General features: G+C 41.8%; 12 protein-coding genes. 4 read left to right on the forward strand and 8 right to left on the reverse strand.

Going from position 1 to position 17,534, the window contains the following annotated elements; genetic code table 11:
* The first annotated feature begins 47 nt into the window (after positions 1-47).
* Positions 48-4,274, forward strand: a complete 4,227-nt coding sequence (locus C6348_RS16185; RefSeq protein ID WP_223251593.1) for a multifunctional 2',3'-cyclic-nucleotide 2'-phosphodiesterase/3'-nucleotidase/5'-nucleotidase — start codon at positions 48-50, stop codon at positions 4,272-4,274.
* Positions 4,275-4,322: 48 nt separating this feature from the next.
* Here C6348_RS16185 and C6348_RS16190 read toward each other — a convergent pair whose 3' ends face one another.
* The 7 genes from C6348_RS16190 to C6348_RS16220 form a co-directional block, all read right to left on the reverse strand.
* Positions 4,323-4,757 (reverse strand): terpene synthase, encoded by a 435-nt coding sequence (locus C6348_RS16190; RefSeq protein ID WP_106043729.1) that lies wholly within the window; start codon positions 4,755-4,757, stop codon positions 4,323-4,325.
* Positions 4,758-4,830: 73 nt separating this feature from the next.
* Positions 4,831-5,559: a trehalose operon repressor gene (gene treR / locus C6348_RS16195; protein ID WP_060595768.1), complete on the reverse strand. Its 729-nt coding sequence runs from the start codon at positions 5,557-5,559 to the stop codon at positions 4,831-4,833.
* Between the two features lie 19 nt (positions 5,560-5,578).
* Positions 5,579-7,279 (reverse strand): alpha,alpha-phosphotrehalase, encoded by a 1,701-nt coding sequence (gene treC, locus C6348_RS16200; RefSeq protein WP_106043730.1) that lies wholly within the window; start codon positions 7,277-7,279, stop codon positions 5,579-5,581.
* A gap of 15 nt (positions 7,280-7,294) precedes the next feature.
* A complete protein-coding gene (treP, locus tag C6348_RS16205) occupies positions 7,295-8,731 on the reverse strand; it encodes a PTS system trehalose-specific EIIBC component (protein WP_106043731.1) in 1,437 nt (478 codons plus the stop codon).
* A 163-nt stretch (positions 8,732-8,894) separates the two neighbouring features.
* Positions 8,895-9,281 carry a DnaJ family domain-containing protein gene (locus C6348_RS16210; RefSeq protein ID WP_106043732.1) on the reverse strand — a complete coding sequence of 129 codons (387 nt, stop codon included), beginning with the start codon at positions 9,279-9,281 and terminating at the stop codon, positions 8,895-8,897.
* Between the two features lie 79 nt (positions 9,282-9,360).
* A complete protein-coding gene (locus tag C6348_RS16215) occupies positions 9,361-11,085 on the reverse strand; it encodes a methyl-accepting chemotaxis protein (RefSeq protein WP_034665174.1) in 1,725 nt (574 codons plus the stop codon).
* A gap of 31 nt (positions 11,086-11,116) precedes the next feature.
* Positions 11,117-12,775, reverse strand: a complete 1,659-nt coding sequence (locus C6348_RS16220; protein ID WP_106043733.1) for a pyridoxal phosphate-dependent decarboxylase family protein — start codon at positions 12,773-12,775, stop codon at positions 11,117-11,119.
* Between the two features lie 578 nt (positions 12,776-13,353).
* Between C6348_RS16220 and ltaS the strand changes: the two genes are divergently transcribed.
* Both ltaS and C6348_RS16235 read left to right on the forward strand, forming a co-directional pair.
* The gene (ltaS, locus tag C6348_RS16230; protein WP_106043735.1) at positions 13,354-15,336 is read left to right on the forward strand and encodes a lipoteichoic acid synthase; all 1,983 of its coding nucleotides are present in this window, start codon (positions 13,354-13,356) and stop codon (positions 15,334-15,336) included.
* A 99-nt stretch (positions 15,337-15,435) separates the two neighbouring features.
* Positions 15,436-16,023 (forward strand): YjgB family protein, encoded by a 588-nt coding sequence (locus C6348_RS16235; protein WP_106043736.1) that lies wholly within the window; start codon positions 15,436-15,438, stop codon positions 16,021-16,023.
* 44 nt (positions 16,024-16,067) lie between these two features.
* On the opposite strand, the gene C6348_RS16240 is transcribed toward C6348_RS16235, so the two are convergent.
* Positions 16,068-16,571, reverse strand: coding sequence for a DoxX family protein (locus tag C6348_RS16240; RefSeq protein WP_034665187.1), 504 nt, complete (start codon positions 16,569-16,571; stop codon positions 16,068-16,070).
* A 195-nt stretch (positions 16,572-16,766) separates the two neighbouring features.
* Here C6348_RS16240 and C6348_RS16245 point away from each other — a divergent pair, with 195 nt between their 5' ends.
* Positions 16,767-17,525 (forward strand): DUF817 domain-containing protein, encoded by a 759-nt coding sequence (locus C6348_RS16245; protein ID WP_095286073.1) that lies wholly within the window; start codon positions 16,767-16,769, stop codon positions 17,523-17,525.
* Positions 17,526-17,534: the final 9 nt, after the last annotated feature.

Genomic DNA, 17,534 nt, shown 5'->3' on the forward strand with positions numbered 1-17,534 from the left:
TGAAGAAGCAACGAAGGAAAAACCTGTCTATTCTGCTCACTTCCATTATGATGATTAGTCTCATTCTCCCAGCAGTACCTACTTATGCAGAAACAGAAAACGGCAATGCCGTAAAGGTCAGCATCTTAGCCACAACCGATGTTCATGCGAACATGATGAATTATGATTATTACAGCGACAAAGAAACAAATGAATTCGGTTTGGCAAAAACAGCCGAGCTGATTGACAAGCACCGCTCACAAAACCCAAATACACTCCTTGTTGATAACGGAGACCTGATTCAAGGAACCCCTCTTGGAGAATACGTTTACAAACATGAGAAAGACAGCATCATCAATCAAACAAAGGTTCACCCCATTATTCATACACTCAACAAACTAAAATACGATGCAGGAACACTTGGCAATCATGAATTTAACTACGGGTTATCCTTCCTTGACGGTACCATTGCGGGCGCCAACTTCCCGATTGTCAATGCGAACGTCAAAAAGCTAAATGGAGAACACCGTTTTACACCTTACGTGATCCAAGATAAAACCTTTAAAGATGCAAACGGAGCCTCACAAACTGTGAAAGTTGGTTACATAGGATTTGTTCCACCACAAATTATGACGTGGGATAAGAAGCATTTAGATGGACAAGTCCAAGTGCAGGACATCGTCGAATCTGCCAATGAAACCATTCCTGAAATGAAGGCGAAAGGCGCAGATGTCATTGTCGCTCTTGCCCATACAGGAATTGAAAAAACAGCTTCACCTAAAGGATCAGAAAATATGATCTTTGACCTTGCCACGAAAACAAAAGGCATCAATGCCATTGTATCTGGCCACCAGCATGGCACATTCCCAAGCGCTGAATATAACGGCGTTGACAAATTCGATGTCTCAAAAGGAACCATCAACGGCATCCCAGTCGTCATGTCAAAAAACTGGGGCAGCTACCTCGGAGTCATTGATTTAACACTAGAGCCTGACGGCAGCAGCTGGAAGGTCACCGACGGAACAGGCAAGATCGAATCTGTTGCCGGAGTATCATCTCAGAAAAGCACAGTAAAAGATGCCATTCAAACAACGCATCAAAACACACTTGATTACGTGAGAAAGCCTGTTGGCAAAACAGAAGCAGACATTAATAGCTTTTTCGCTCAAGTGATGGATGACCCTTCGATTCAAATTGTGACAGATGCCCAAAAATGGTATGCACAAGAAAAAATGAAGGACACTGCGTATCAAAATTTACCGATTTTATCTGCAGGTGCCCCGTTTAAAGCCGGCGGCCGAAACGGTGTAAATTATTATACAAATATCGCAAAAGGAGATTTAGCAATTAAGAACATCGGCGATCTCTACCTTTACGATAACACTGTGCAGATTGTGAAACTGAGAGGCAGTGAAGTGAAAGACTGGTTAGAAATGTCTGCCGGACAGTTTAATCAGATCAAACCGAACGTTTCAAAAGAACAGCCGATTTTAAACGAGGAATACCGCTCGTATAACTTTGATGTAATTGATGGCGTGACATACCAAGTCGATGTGACGCAGCCTGCTAAATACAGCACAACAGGCACACTTGTCAACGCCAATGCCAACCGCATCAAAAACCTGTCTTACAACGGGAAACCCGTCTCTGATAATCAAGAATTTTTAGTCGTAACAAATAACTATCGTGCTTCTGGCGGCGGAGGCTTCCCTCATCTGACGCAAGATAAAGTAGTGCTTGCCTCAGCAGATGAGAACCGCCAAGTACTGATGGATTATATTATCGAACAAAAAACCATCAACCCAAGTGCTGATCAAAACTGGGCCATTGCACCGGTGAAAGGCGCAACTTTAACATTTGAATCTTCTCTTTTAGCCAAACCGTTTGCTGAGAAATCAAGCAGCGTAGACTTTGTTCGTAACGCAAGCACAGATGGTCTTGGTGTGTACAAGCTAGCCTTTAAAGAGGATGGCACAACAGAACCGCCTTCATCAGACAACTGGAATTTAACAGTCATGCATACGAACGATACACACGCACACCTTGATGATGCGGCAAGACGCGCAACAAAGATCAAAGAAATCCGTGCTGAAAGCAAGAACAATATTTTATTGGACGCTGGAGATGTCTTCTCTGGTGACCTATACTTCACAAAATGGCAAGGACTTGCCGATCTGAAATTGATGAACTTAATGAAATACGATGCCATGACGTTTGGTAATCATGAATTTGACAAAGGTCCTTCTGTACTACGTCAATTTCTGACAGGTGATGCATCAGATGTCGATCCGAAAAACCGTCATCAATTTGAAAAGCCTCAATTCCCGGTCGTGTCATCAAACGTGGATGTCTCGAAGGAAAAACAATTGAGCGACTTAGTGAAAAAACCAGCCTCATTTAAAGCTGGTGAGAAAAAAGAAGCCGGGATCTACCCTTACATCCTGCTTGATGTTAATGGTGAAAAGGTGGCCGTATTCGGCTTAACGACTGAAGACACAGCCATTACATCCAGCAGCGGTCCTAACATTCAATTTAAAGATGCGTACAAGAAAGCAAAAGAAACAGTCAACACCATTCAAACAGAAGAAAAAATCAATAAAATCATTGCGTTAACACACATTGGCTACAATCGTGATCTTGAGCTGGCTCAAAAAGTTGACGGTATTGATTTAATCATTGGCGGTCACACGCACACACTTGTTGAAAAATTAAAGGTCATCAATAAAAAAGAACCTACAATTGTCGCTCAGGTGAAAGACTACGGACAATTTTTAGGGAAAGTAGACGTAGTCTTTGACAAAAAAGGCGTCGTACAGCCAAAAGAATCTTCTTTTGACCTGATCTCTATTGATGACTCTGTCAAAGAAGATGCAGATGCAAAAGCGATCCTTGATGGGTACAAAGCAGATATTCAAGATTTAAAAACAGAAAAAGTCGGCTATACAGATGTCTTATTAGACGGACAACGCGAGCACGTCCGTGCGAAGGAAACAAATCTTGGGAACTTTATTGCCGACGGCATGCTGCAGAAAGCGCAAGAATCTGCCGGTGCTGACCTTGCCATCACAAACGGCGGCGGTATTCGAGGCAGCATTGAAAAAGGAGATATCACTTTAGGTGATATTTTAACTGTGATGCCTTTCGGAAATACACTTTATGTCGCAGATTTAAAAGGCAGTCAAATTAAAAAAGCACTCGAACAGGGGCTGTCAGGCATAGAGGAAGGCGGAGGCGCATTCCCTCATGCAGCTGGCATTGAATATACGTTTACTCTCAGTAAACCAGCTGGCAGCAGACTGATTGATGTGAAATTGAAAGACCAAAAGGGTCAACTGACAGACATTGATGATGAGAAAACATACCGCGTAGCCACAAACGCATTTGTCGGCACAGGCGGCGACGGCTACAGCGTCTTTACAGAAGCCTCTCACGGCGAAGACTTAGGTTATGTCGACTATGAAATCTTCAAAGAGCAAATTGAAAAGGCAGACGGGCAGATTTCGCCTGTCATCGATCACAGGGTGAAAGAAGTGTTCCTTCCTCGCGTGAAAGGAAATGGCGCTTATGACATTCAAGATGATGAGAAATTCCAAACGTATGTGCAGCATACAAACAAAGCATTTCTCTATTTAGACAAAGCAAGCAAAGCGAAAAACGTTCAATTGTCTCTATCAAAAGCGCAAGTAGCCGAGCTGAAGAAAAGAGAGCAAGATCCAAACGTCACCATCTATCATGACAAAGTGGGACTTGCATTGCCGCTCTCCAATTTGTCAGAGAAAAGCGCAGATATATGGATGACAAAGACGGATAAAGTGAAAAACGCATTAACGGATACGTATGATTTCAAAATCAAACAAGACAAGAAAAAGGTTTCGACTTTTAAAGACCCTGTCACACTATCCTTTACATTAGACGAGCCTCAAAAGGCGAAAAAACCTAGTGTGTATTATGTGGATCGCGAGAAGAATCGTTACGCCAAAACAAGTAACGGATCGTTCGAAAATGGAGTCGTATCAGGTCAAACTGAGCACTTCAGCGAATACACCGTCCTCAATCAAAATGCAGCAGCTGGAACAACCCCAGATCAAACTGGTGGAGACGGCGAAACATCAGCACCAGGCGGAGGTACAGGCACAGATCCAAACCAAGAAGGAACCGGCCTCCCAGGCGGCACACTGCCGAATACAGCCACGATGATGTATACAGCTGTACTGATTGGCGTGCTCATGCTCGCCGCAGGCGGTATCCTTTATTACTACCAGCGCAAGCGTACAAGAAAAAATGTATCATCCTAAAGGAAAAGGACAGAGCATAGGCTCTGTCCTTTTTTCATGGAATAGTCATTAATCTTGAGATAAATAGATCCAATTGCGGTCGTCAAATTCTTTCACATCATCTGACCCTATATGACGAAGCATTCTATTAAAGAACATGATGTCATTTTCATCATCGACATCATATAAACCCTCTAAAACATAATCTCTCGTAATAAAATTCGTTAAGTTCGTATTATTTACAAAGTCAGCAAAAAAACCTTTTACCATCGTTAAATCCTCTTCACTTAATTTCTCATCATTGATAATGGAAATATGAAAAACATTCAAATACGCTTGTATATCTTCTTCATCCATATAACATAATGGGTCTAGCTTTCTGTCTTCTTCCGTAAACGGTTTTCGCGTATCTTCAATGATGACATAACATAAAATCTGATGATCTTTCATCACGCTGAATATTTCTAAATCTCTTAATTTTAGTGGTCTATTTAATCTAATCATCTTTCCTCCTAAAAAGGGTGATCTATTCGTCGTCTATCTCTCTCCTTCTCCCAAAACCTGAAATGGACAGAGCCTATGCTCTGTCCACTTTTTCTCTTCTTGCAAAATCGACGAATCTGAAGCGGTCTAATCGGTGACGGCTTTCCGTGTATTGAAATAAACTTGTATCCTCTAAGAACACGTAATTCTTCACGACGACGACATGGTCAAACCCGTTCAAATCAAGATACTTGGCGTCTTCTTCTGTACATGGCTCTACCACAAATTCCTTTTGGGCATAGCTGATTGATACACCGAGCTCTCCTTCAATATACTCGTAGATTGATCCTTCACAAATGTCCTTCGACAAGACTGACACATGCTTTTGCAAAAAGTAATCCTTGTCTAAAATCACTTCTTCTCCGCTAATATTGCGAGAGCGGATGACTTCCCAGACATCCTCCTGTCCACTTATTTTCAGCTGAGACTGAATATACTGATCCGGTTTGATTAAACCAAATTCGTGAACCGTCGTAACTGTCTTTCGGCCAAGTGTTTGGGAAAGCTCTTTAAAGCTGACGAGACCCGAGACTGGGAATTGCATTTTCTCACGATTCAGCAAGACAGAGCCTTTCCCGCGGATTTTTTGGATATAGCCATTTTGCACAAGGATATTTAATGCCTTTCTTACCGTCTCACGGGACGTATCGTACATCAAGGATAGCTCATGCTCTGATGGCAGAATGCCTTTATCCTGCCAATCACCTTGTTCAATTCGTCTTGCGAGCTGATCATAAATCACTCGAAACTTATTCTCTTTCATTTTCCCTCCGCCCCATTTTCTAGCGTTTGGTTAAATGATAAACGATTGACTCATATGGACGCAACGTAAATCCCTTCATATCTGCCGGTACATCCTCATAATTGGATAACAGCACTTGCCCCTCCATCTCATCTATAGCCTGCACGAGCTCATCAGGAAGCGTAAAGTCCGCCTCCCCTGCATAAAAATGATTGATCACAAGAAGCTTCTCCTCATGGCTTTTTCTGACATAAGCAAAAACCTTCGGATCTTCTGCTAAGAGTAAAGTGAAGCTTCCATATGTGATCACATCAAGTTCTTTACGCAGTCTGCAAAGCGCTTGATAATGATAGAAAATAGACGACTGATCCTTTAATGAAGCTTCTACTGAAATGTCGTTATTGGCTGGCTCAATCCAAGGTGTTCCTTTTGAGAAACCTGCATTCTTTTCTGAGGTCCACTGCATCGGTGTTCTCGCATTATCTCTTGACTTGACCTGTAAAATGGCGAGTGCTTCTTCCTTTGATTTCCCTTTTTCAAGCATGGCTTCATACATATTAAGTGATTCAATATCGCGGTAAGACGATATGTCCTCAAACCGAGGATTCTTCATGCCAATTTCTTCACCTTGATAAATATACGGAGTCCCTTGCATGAGATGAATGGTAGTCGCCAGCATCTTCGCTGATTGCTGATGGTACGTTTCATCATCACCGTATCTTGAGACGATACGCGGCTGATCATGATTGCACCAGAAAAGCGCATTCCAGCCGCCGCCCTCATGCATTTTCGTCTGCCACTCAGACAGAATCGACTTCAATTCCTGAAAATCAAATGGTGCGAGGGCCCATTTTTCTCCGTTTGGATAATCGACCTTTAAATGATGGAAATTAAACGTCATATCCAGCTCCTGCCGATCCGGTCTTGTATACCGAATGCAGTCTGTGATATTCGTTGAAGACATTTCCCCGACTGTCATGCTGTCATATTTCGAAAAAACCTCTTGATTCATTTCATGCAGAAACTCATGAATTCTTGGGCCATCCGTATAATACATCCGGCCGTCTCCTTGCACAGACTGTCCGGCGTCATCTAAGAAGCGTTGATCTTTCGAGATGTTGTTGATGACATCCAGCCTGAATCCATCAATTCCTTTTTCAAACCAAAAATGCATGATGTCATGTACTTGCCTGCGCACCTCATCCTTTTCCCAATTGAGATCCGCCTGTGTGACATCGTATAAATGAAGATAATACTCTCCCGTTGCTTCATCTAGCTCCCAGGCTGGCCCGCCAAATTTTGACTGCCAATCATTCGGCGGTGATCCGTCTGCTTTAGGCTCCTTCCAAATATAATAATCTCGATAAGGATGATCCTTTGACTCGCGCGATGCTTGAAACCACTCATGAAAAATGGATGTATGATTGACGGCTAAATCCATGATGACTCGTATACCTCGATCATGGGCTTCTTTCAGCATGTGTTCAAAATCCGCCATTGTGCCGTACATGTCATGGATTTTTGTATAATCACTAATATCATAGCCGTTGTCATGCTGCGGAGACTCATACATTGGCGTGAGCCAAATACAATCCGCCCCCAGCTCTTTAATATAATCGAGCTTTTTTGTCACACCATTGATATCGCCTGTACCTGAGCCCGTTGTATCTAAAAAGCTCTTCGGATAAATTTGATAGACCACCGCTTTTTTCCACCACGGTTCGTTTGTTTGTTGTTTCAATTTCCTTCACCACCACTAGTTAAGTTCTTGTGAAACATCTTTCTTCTTTTTTAGCTTTGCATACAAAAGGGTTCCAATGAACGGGACGATGATTACAATGACCATCCCTATCGCAAATGCGCCCCAATATTTCGGGATAATGGAGAAGATTCCTGGAATGCCTCCAACACCAACTGAGCTTGCCAGCACCCCTTGAGAGGCGATAAACATACCAGCTAAACCAGAGCTAATAAGTGCAAAAATAAATGGGAATCGATAGCGCAGGTTGACGCCAAACATCGCTGGCTCGGTAATTCCTAAGTAAGCGGAAATACTTGATGTCAGTGAGAGCCCCTTTTGCTTTTCATCTTTTAAAACAAACATCATCGCAAGTGCGGCTGATCCTTGTGCGATATTAGACAGTGCGAGCATCGGCCATAGAAACGTGCCATGCAGTTTGGAATTAATCAATTGAATATCGACAGCGAGGAACGTATGGTGCATCCCTGTAATCACTAATGCAGCGTACAATCCGCCGTATAATAGACCGCCAAGTGCTGCGAATTGCTGGAATACAGCCACAAGTCCAGATGTTAAAACGTTTCCGATCGCAAATGTAACAGGTCCAATGACGATAAAGGATAAAAAGCCAATGACTAATAACGTAATCGGTGCAACCACTAACAGCTGAATACTTTCAGGTGTCCGTTTTGTGATGAATAATTCGAGCTTTGCAAGTAAATACGAGGCGACGAGTATCGGAAGAACCTGCCCTTGATAGCCTACCTTTTGCACTTCAAGTCCAAACAAATTCCAGACAGGAATCTCACCGGACTTTTCAGCCGCTCCATAGCCCCACGCATTTAATAAGTCTGGGTGTACGAGCATCAGCCCAAGGACCATCCCTAAGAGCGGATTTCCCCCAAACCGCTTCACTGCTGACCAGCCGATTAATGCGGGCAGGAATGTGAAGGCAGTGCCTGCAATCAAGTTGATCATATTCGCTAAATCAGCCCATGCCGGATACACATCCACAATCGACTTTTGATCAAAGAAAATATCAGGAGCTGTTAAAATATTATTAATCCCCATTAATAAACCGGCTGTGACGATGGCAGGAAGAATCGGAATAAAGATATCCGCAAGCGTTTTCACTGCACGCTGCAATGGATTTAATTTTTGATCAGAGGCACGCTTAACGTCCTCTTTTGTGGCTTCCCCAATCCCTGTCTGTTTCACCATTTCAGCATATACTCGATTGACGACCCCTTGGCCGATCACAACTTGGTATTGACCGTTCGCTGAGAAAGATCCCTTCACTTCTTCTATTTGTTCAAGTGCTTTCTCATCAACCTTTCCTTCATCCTTCAGCACAAAGCGCAGCCTTGTCACACAATGTGTTGCTTGATCAATATTTTCTTTGCCGCCGATGGCTTTCACAATCTGATCTGCTGCTGCCTGATAATCAGCCATGCTATCCCCTCCGAGATCGTTTTTTATAAGAAAAAAGAACCAAAAAACTTGTATATACATGTTTGTTTCTTATTTTATATTTGTATATACATGTAGTCAACAACAAAATGCAGCGCTTTCATAAAAAAGCTCCCTCAATGTGCTCAGGAGAGGCAGCGTGTCATCATCTTTTTTTATGCTCCGTTAATTTTTCGTAGACCCTGTTTTTATAAAAGGAGGAGGCTGGACGGGCAAAAGTTTGACGCTTAGATGTGAGTTCATCCAGGCGTTTTTGTTTTTCTTCACATATGAGAGAAAGTTTTTTTCTTTCCCCCCCGTCTATACTGGAGTGAAGAAGCTCTTTGACGGTCATAAGTTCTTTTTTCAGTGCTGTTTCTTCCCCAGCAAAGCCAGCATTTTTCATCATCCTGTAGCCCATTCTGAGTTCTTCAGGTACATGAGCAGCATCATCTTTAGGCAGGGGTTTGCCAAAGCCAGATAATCCTTCAAAAGCCCCGTGATCCATCGCTTTTTTGATCCGTTCTTCTGATAATCTCTGTGCAAAATCCATGGCGTTTCTCCTTTCGTCTGCAACGATTTGATTAAGCATAGCAAAAAAGCTGACTCTCTCACAAGAGTCAGCTTTCTCGTTATTTATTGTCGATTTTGAAAGTAGATACCATCTGTGCTAAGTCCTCTGACATATCAGAGAGCTGTTCAATCGCACTTGAAATTTGCTGCATGCCAGCACTTTGCTGTTCTGTTGCTGCCGCTACTTCTTGAGAGCTGGCGGCGTGTTCTTCCGATACAACCGAAATTTGTTCAATCGATGTAGAAATCGTTTGATATGCTTGCTCTACTTGCTTAATAGAAGCAAGCAAATTGTTCGTTCTTCTTGAAAACTGAGATACGCCGTCGTAAATCACAGCGAAGTTTTGTGACGTGCCTTCCATTTGTTCACGTCCTTCTTCCACTGCTTTACTGCTTTCCTCTACGCTTTCAAGAACACGCTGACTGTTTTCCTGTGTGCCGATGACGAGGTCTGAAACGGTTTTAGCCGCATCCGCTGATTGCTCAGCTAACTTACGCACCTCATCTGCCACAACAGCAAACCCTTTTCCTTCTTCTCCAACACGTGCCGCTTCAATTGAAGCATTCAGTGCAAGCAGATTCGTTTGCGCTGAAATGTCCGTAATAATCGAGATGACACTTTCAATCTCCGTGGAATGAGATTGTAATTCTTCTGCTGCCTGCTTTGAGTTGGTCATCTTATCATGTAACATATTCAGATGCTCAAGCACATGATTCACTAGTTTTTGACCAGATTCTGACTGCTCTTGTACGTCAGATGAAACAGATTTCATTTCATCGACTTCTTTTGTGACACCTTCGATTTGAGTATCGATCTCTGCAACGGATGTTGTACAATCCGTAATATTTGCGACAGAATCATTGATTCCTTCACTCATATTCGTCATGGCTTCTGACACTTGCTGCGCACTTTGACTCGATTCATTCGTTACGGTGCGAAGCTGTGAGGACATTTTCGACACTTCACTAGATGAGTTTGAGATCTTCGCAATGAGCTCTTTGATCCGCCCCTGCATCTTTTGGAAGGATGCGGCAAGTTGACCGATCTCATCTTTACTTTCAACCTCTACCATTCCAGTTAAATCACCGTCAGCAATTCGGTTCGCTGATTCCATCAATGAACGTGCTGGTTTCGCAATTCTTCTGCCCATGATAAAGGAGAAAAACAACCCACCGATGAGCACAATAGCAGATGCAACCGTGATATAGATCGTCAGCTTCTTCGTTGTTTCAGGCACAACAGACGCATCTAAATCAATTCCTAAAATCCCCGTCAGTTCACCGCCTGAATCTTTGATTGGCAAAAAGACTGATTTATGTGTACCAAATGAGTCTTTGTAAATATCACTTTTGATCATTTTATCTTCAGAAAGTGCTTGTTTCATCTCATCTGAAAAGGCATAATCTTGATCAAAATCATTTTCTTCCCCAGTTAATATAATAATTCTTTCTTTGCCGCCTTTATTAGATAGCACGTATAAGTTCTCAAGCGTATGATCTTCTTGAAGCTCCTTGAATTTCTTTTTGACCTCCACATAAAGGGGATCATCCTTCCCGCTAATGCCAAGAACGTTTCCATCCAAATTATCGATTTCTTTCTTTGCAGTATCAATATCTGTTGTTAATCGATAATCAAATTGCTTTAATAACTGGGATGATAAATCCTGGCTGACTAGATAAAATGTTAAAACGAATAGTGCAACGGTTGCGAGTAATGTTACGACAACGACTGACATGATTTTAGAGGATATCGTGTATCCTCCAAATTTCCTTTGTTTCGCCATTTTTTCCTACATCTCCACTCTCAGATTTGATTTAAGCATGTACATGTTCAAATTGTCCACAAACAGATGCGATCACATCTTTTAAATAAGATACGATATGTGGGATATGCTCTGGTAACGTATAAGGTGAGATAACAAAAAACTTACTAACACTTAGATAGAATTCTTGTCCTTCTTTTGCATTTACAAGTAAAAACTTCGTTGTATCGCCAAAGAACATTTCGTCTCTTTTCTCTCCAAGCTTTTCAAACAGCATTTTGTTCAATTCATTATTCCGCTCAATTTCCATTGAAGTCGCTTCGCCTGAAATCTCTTCTTGAAAACGCGGTGAGCCGTCTAGGTAAATTCTAAATAATGTAGCCATTCCGACGTTGTCATCATTCACGACTTCTGCTTGCGGAATTTCTTGACTGAGTGCTTCTCTGAAGGCAAGGTTCACCTCTAGGAATTGACCGAGCAAGCGCTGGTAGCCTTCAATTCCAAACGTTAACAGCACACTCAGCATGCTAATCGAGCTTCCCATTCTTGAGCATTCCAGTGTATAACCCGTATGGTATTCGCCGTAGCCTCTATGACCAACATATGGTGTCTCTTGTTCTTCCAGATCTAAACGCTTTAGGTCAGCAGCATTTTTCACTAAGAATAAACTAGATGTGTAAGGTGTTTGGCCGAGCTTTTGAAAGTCAAAGCACATCGTGTCAGCAAGAGAAAGATGCTGGAATTTCGCTTTGATTTCTTTTAGCATACGAAGAACACCGTCTGAGAATTGCAGCGGGTTTTCAGCTACATCATACTCATTAAAGAAAGCAAAGAATCCGCCGAGCGCTGAATCCGCATGAATATGCGGCACCTGTAGACCATACTCCTCAGCAATGGCTTCTGCTGTTTCACGTACCCCTTTTACATCATCAATTGCAATGGCATCTGTTGTTCCGGTTGTTGCGACAATATAAACGGGAATTCCGCCATTTTGTGCAACACGTTCCATTTGACAACGCAAATCTTCCATATCCATCGAATGATCTTTATTCGTCTTAATTCTGATCAAGTTGTCTGTGCCAAGTCCTGTTGCTTCCATTGACTTAAATAAGCTGTAATGTGCAGCATCAGAACAAAACGCATAAAGATTTTGCGGGACACCTTTTCGCAGTGACTCCGGCGCAACTTTTGCAATCGCTAAACGTAGTCCTGAGAAAATGGCTCCCTGACCTCCCCATGTTGTATATCCCCCGCTCACACTTGGATCATATCCGATGAGCTTAGACATCATTGAGACCACTCTGACCTCAGCTTCCGCTCCTGCTGGTCCATAAACATCCCATAGGTTGTTTCCATTTACCAGCATGGCCGTCAGCATGCCTAGAATTCCTGGTGTACTTGCCATTGGCAAAATGTTCGTGAAGAAATACTTTGTGTGGTATGGATGGTTATGTAAAAGCTTCAGTAATTCTTCATTCACAAGTTCCGCTTGTTGGCCGTTCACCGGAATTTGACTTGTTTCAGTGAGCTTTTGGTAAAAATCTTCTCCACGATTCTTTTCACCCTTTAGGTGTGCACGGTTCGGATCTTTCAGGTGATCGATCCCTGAAACAATCTGCTCCATCAGTTTGATGAGTTCTTTACGCTCTGCTGCATTTCCGTCCTCACTCGGAAACCAGTTCTGAACGAGGTTCTCTGCTCGTACAGTCATATACTATCAATCCTTTCAATGGAAGATTTCCTGTCAAAGTCTATATCGACCCCAATTTAAAAGTTTATAGTCTCGAAATGTTCACTTAAGTATATTTAGATAATTTGTTCATTCATCAAAATAAATAAAACCCTTACAAAACACATCGAAAACATTATGTTGATGAAACAAAAAAATATATTGATATATCTCATCGCAGGAAATCTCATCCATGTTCCTCCTCCATTCTTTTTCTCATTTTTTTTACTTAACCTGCATAAACATTAAGAAACACTGGAAATACTCTCTAAATCATCATTGTAGAAACCAAATTAATTCTTTAGACTTGTGTCTTTTTACCTGTTTTATTGATATAGCAACTGGGAAATTGCTGAATTTTCTGTTAATAATAGGATGAATTTCATAAAAAGTTTTTCGAAGAGCGAATATTTTCGTTTTCTTCCCTTTTATTCCTCGGACAGGCTGCTGACGCTCTTCTCCGGTTAACACTTTTCTATTTGAGCATTTCATGGTATATTCTAATGGTTCGTTTTCTTTCGTTCCGCCTCTTCCGTGTATCGGAGAAAAGGAGTGTTTTTATGAAAACATTTATTCAAAAACGAGGCCTCGGCTTCTTTGTTATTGCAGTCATCTTACTTTGGCTCAAAACGTATTCAGCGTATTTAATTGAATTTAAACTTGGTATATCAAATGTGCTTCAGCATATTTTGCTTTTCGTGAATCCTATTAGCTCCAGCTTGTTCTTTCTTGGCTTTGCTTTATTGTTCAAGAAAAAATGGCAGCCTGCCGCTATCATTGTGATTCATTTTTTCATGTCTTTTTTACTATACGCAAACATCGTGTACTATCGATTCTTCAATGACTTTATCACGCTGCCTACCGTGATGCAGGCAGGAACGAATGGCGGACAATTAGGTGATAGTGCATTTTCACTCATGCGTTGGACTGATATGTTTTACTTTATGGATACAATCATTTTGATCGTACTCGCAGTCCGCATGAAAAAGCAGCAGCAAACAAGTACAGCTACTGTACCTGTTCAAAAGTCAAAATCGTTTAGACTCGTCCTTGTGTCCTCTGTTGTGATCTTTGTGATGAACTTAGTCGCCGCAGAGATTGATCGACCAGAGCTTTTATCAAGATCGTTTGACCGCAATTATTTAGTTAAATATTTAGGTGCTTATAACTTTACTGTGTTTGATGCCATTCAAAATGTGAAATCAAACAGCCAGCGTGCTCTGGCAAATTCAAATGACGTGACAGATGTAGAGAACTATTTAAAAGCGAACAGCGCTGATCCTAACCCGGCGTATTACGGGAAAGCGAAAGGCATGAACGTGATCACCATTTCTCTTGAATCTCTGCAAAACTTTGTCATTGATTACAAAGTAAACGGAAAAGAAGTGACGCCATTCCTTAATTCATTGGCACACGACAACCAAACGTTTTACTTTGATAACTTCTTCCATCAAACAGGACAAGGAAAGACGTCTGATGCTGAATTTATGATGGATACTGGGCTATTCCCATTATCACAGGGCTCTGTTTTTATTAACAAAGCGCAAAACACGTATCAAGCACTTCCTGGCATCTTGAAGAAGGATCAATACACGTCAGCAGAATTCCACGGCAATACGAAAACCTTCTGGAACCGTAATGAAATGTTTAAGTCGTTTGGATATGACAGATTTTACGATTCTGAGTACTACGATATGAATGAGCAAGATACGAAGAACTATGGGCTGAAAGACAAACCTTTCTTCAAAGAATCCATGCCAATGCTCGAAAACTTGAAGCAGCCGTTTTATTCGAAATTCATTACGTTATCGAACCATTTCCCATTTGGAATGGATGAAGGTGATACCGATTTCGAACCTGGTGACTTCGGAGACTCTGTCGTCAATAACTATTTCCAATCGGCTCATTATTTAGATGAAGCCATTGAACAGTTCTTCAACGACTTGAAAAAATCAGGTCTCTATGACAATACAGTCGTCATTATGTACGGAGACCATTACGGCATTTCTGAAAATCACAATGAAGCGATGGAAAAAGTGACAGGACAAAAAATCGGAGATTATGAAAATGCGCAGCTCATGCGTGTGCCGCTCTTTATTCATGTACCAGGGGTAAAAGGCGGACAGATTCATAAATACTCTGGAGAAGTCGATATCGCACCAACCCTTCTGCACCTGCTCGGCGATGATACGAAGAACTATTTAATGTCTGGTTCTGATATCTTATCGAAGAATTTCAAAGAGCTTGTGCCATTTAGAAACGGTGACTTCGTCTCTAAGGACTACACAAAAGTAGGCAATAACTATTACAGCAACAAAACAGGCGAGAAAATTGAGCCGACTGATAAAACATCACAAGAAAATGAAACGGTGAAAAAGATGCTGGAGACATCTGATAAGATCGTCACCGAAGATTTACTCCGTTTCTACAAGCCTAAAGGCTTTACACCGATTGACCGCAATCAATATGACTATACAAAGAAAGTACAGGATGAAGAAGATTCCTCTTCCGCCAAAGATGAATCCAGCTCTTCATCAAAATAACTTTCTCATTTTAAGAACCAGCCGATCCCTGATCAGCTGGTTCTTTTCACGTTTGACCGCTATTGCACCGGGTATAGAAAGAAGAAGGAGGGATTTATCTTGAAAAAAACAACCGCTTTTGTCGTGACTGCTTCACTCGCTTCGTCCGCCCTAATTGGTTTCAGCCCTGCGGTCTCAGCACACGCCATGACCAAAACAGCAGTAGAACAATCCGTTCCTCAAGGTCCGAAAAACACATTAAACAACGTGTATGAGCTGGCACATAAAGGACAAATGCCGTACTATGCAGAAGGACTAAAAATTGGTGTTCAAACAAAAAAAGACGTTCATCATAAACTAGGAAATCCATATCCAGAAACAGGTCACAGCAGCTTTGATTTGTATCATGCTGAAATGGGGAATCCGGGATTTGCTTTTCATTATGATGCAAAAGGCAAAATTGACGAAATCCGTTATTTCGGTACAAATGTAGAAAAAGAAACAAATATCGGCGGGATGACCCCTTCCCTATTAAAGAAACAACTTGGACCAGCGGATTCGGTCAGCACCATCCCTCAGACAAAAGAGAAAAAATACGTGTATCGAACTGGAGATTATGAGCTTGAATTTATCGTCGGCCATGACCCAGATATAAATCAGCATAAACTCACCGTCCTGCATATTAACCTGATGAAAGCCGATTCCTAAATAAAAAAGCATCCTGAGCAGAAGCTCAGGATGCTTTTTCTTTATTATGAAGCCACTTCTAAATGCGGCTTTCTTTTCATTGTTCGTTTCAAGACTGGACCTGCGACATAATCAAGTCCAAATTTGCCTGCATTCCCTTTCGCTGCCATGATGACGATGGCAATGAGCAAGAGAAGCGGGTTGACAGAGACGGTACCAGCTAGTAAGAAAGAGACATTCATCACGCTTCCGAAAAAGGCTGCGGTTGTTGTGAACAATCCAACGATTAATCCTAGACCTACTAAGATTTCTCCCCACATGACCATGGCACTGAATAGTCCCGCATTCGGCAAAGCGACATTTTCTAAAAACCATACATAGAACGGATACACTAAATGGCCATCTTTGACAACAGGTTCAGCTATCGCAAATTGTAAATATCCTGATGCATCGAATCCGCCTGTTAGTTTTCCTATACCAGATGTCAGCCAAGTCCATCCGATATAAAGTCTTGCTGCCAAAAGGATAACCGCTGCCCATACATTCGTTTGTAAGAATTTTGTAAACATGATGATGCCTCCTTTTAATTTATGTGAAATATTTCACATTCTATTTATGATCTTATTATACTATGCCGTTTCTAATTTGTGATCTTTTTCACATAGATATTCACAAATTGTTCATGAATATCTATGTGAGGTAAACTTTTCCCTTGCTAAAACCGTCTAAGTCATTTCAGACAATAAGAAGGGGTTTAACTTTGTATGAAAACATTATTCCATTTTGCTTACTTACAGGCGATGTCGTGTCTATTCCCTGTCATGATCTTTGCGGCGCTTGCCCTATCAAAGATGGTGGCTATTCCTTTTCTTCACCGGTATGATTTCATTCTACTGCTTTGCCTCCTGGCACAGATTCTCATGCTGACGCTTCGGCTGGAGACATTGAATGAACTGAAGGTGATTTGTCTATTTCACCTCATTGGAATTGGCTTAGAAATGTATAAAGTACATATGGGTTCTTGGTCCTATCCTGAAGAAGCTTATACGAAGGTCTTTGGGGTTCCGCTCTATAGCGGGTTTATGTATGCGAGTGTAGCAAGCTATATTTATCAGGCCCTGTCCCGGCTTCAAGTGCAGATGGCTTCATGGCCCCATCCGTTTTTTTCAATCGGGATCAGTTTGTGCATTTATCTCAATTTCTTTACGCATCATTGGCTCTATGATCTCAGGTGGTGGCTGACATTGCTGCTTGTTGTCGTGTTTCGAAAAACGTCCGTCTCGTTTCAGGTTGGCTCTTCTACCTTTCGAATGCCGCTTGTCGTCTCATTTCTGCTGATTGGTTTCTTCATTTGGATTGCCGAAAATGTCACCACCTTTTTAGGAGCATGGCAATATCCAAATCAACAGCACGCTTGGTCTCTCGTACATCTTGGGAAAATCAGTTCTTGGTTTTTACTTGTTGTCATCAGTATTGTGCTGGTGATCGAACAGCGCAAACAAAAAAACGTTCAGCCCATTTGACCTGGCTGA

It is taken from the genome of Bacillus sp. YBWC18, from assembly GCF_002998775.1.
GTDB lineage: Bacteria > Bacillota > Bacilli > Bacillales > Bacillaceae > Bacillus.

Bases quoted from the DNA above. Each gene is read 5' to 3' on its own strand.
- ltaS (WP_106043735.1), top strand. From the start codon at position 13,354: ATGAAAACATTTATTCAAAAACGAGGCCTCGGCTTCTTTGTTATTGCA.
- C6348_RS16220 (WP_106043733.1), bottom strand. From the start codon at position 12,775: ATGACTGTACGAGCAGAGAACCTCGTTCAGAACTGGTTTCCGAGTGAG.
- C6348_RS16210 (WP_106043732.1), bottom strand. From the start codon at position 9,281: ATGGATTTTGCACAGAGATTATCAGAAGAACGGATCAAAAAAGCGATG.
- C6348_RS16190 (WP_106043729.1), bottom strand. From the start codon at position 4,757: ATGATTAGATTAAATAGACCACTAAAATTAAGAGATTTAGAAATATTC.
- C6348_RS16245 (WP_095286073.1), top strand. From the start codon at position 16,767: ATGAAAACATTATTCCATTTTGCTTACTTACAGGCGATGTCGTGTCTA.
- C6348_RS16240 (WP_034665187.1), bottom strand. From the start codon at position 16,571: ATGTTTACAAAATTCTTACAAACGAATGTATGGGCAGCGGTTATCCTT.
- treR (WP_060595768.1), bottom strand. From the start codon at position 5,559: ATGAAAGAGAATAAGTTTCGAGTGATTTATGATCAGCTCGCAAGACGA.
- treP (WP_106043731.1), bottom strand. From the start codon at position 8,731: ATGGCTGATTATCAGGCAGCAGCAGATCAGATTGTGAAAGCCATCGGC.
- C6348_RS16215 (WP_034665174.1), bottom strand. From the start codon at position 11,085: ATGGCGAAACAAAGGAAATTTGGAGGATACACGATATCCTCTAAAATC.
- C6348_RS16185 (WP_223251593.1), top strand. From the start codon at position 48: ATGATGATTAGTCTCATTCTCCCAGCAGTACCTACTTATGCAGAAACA.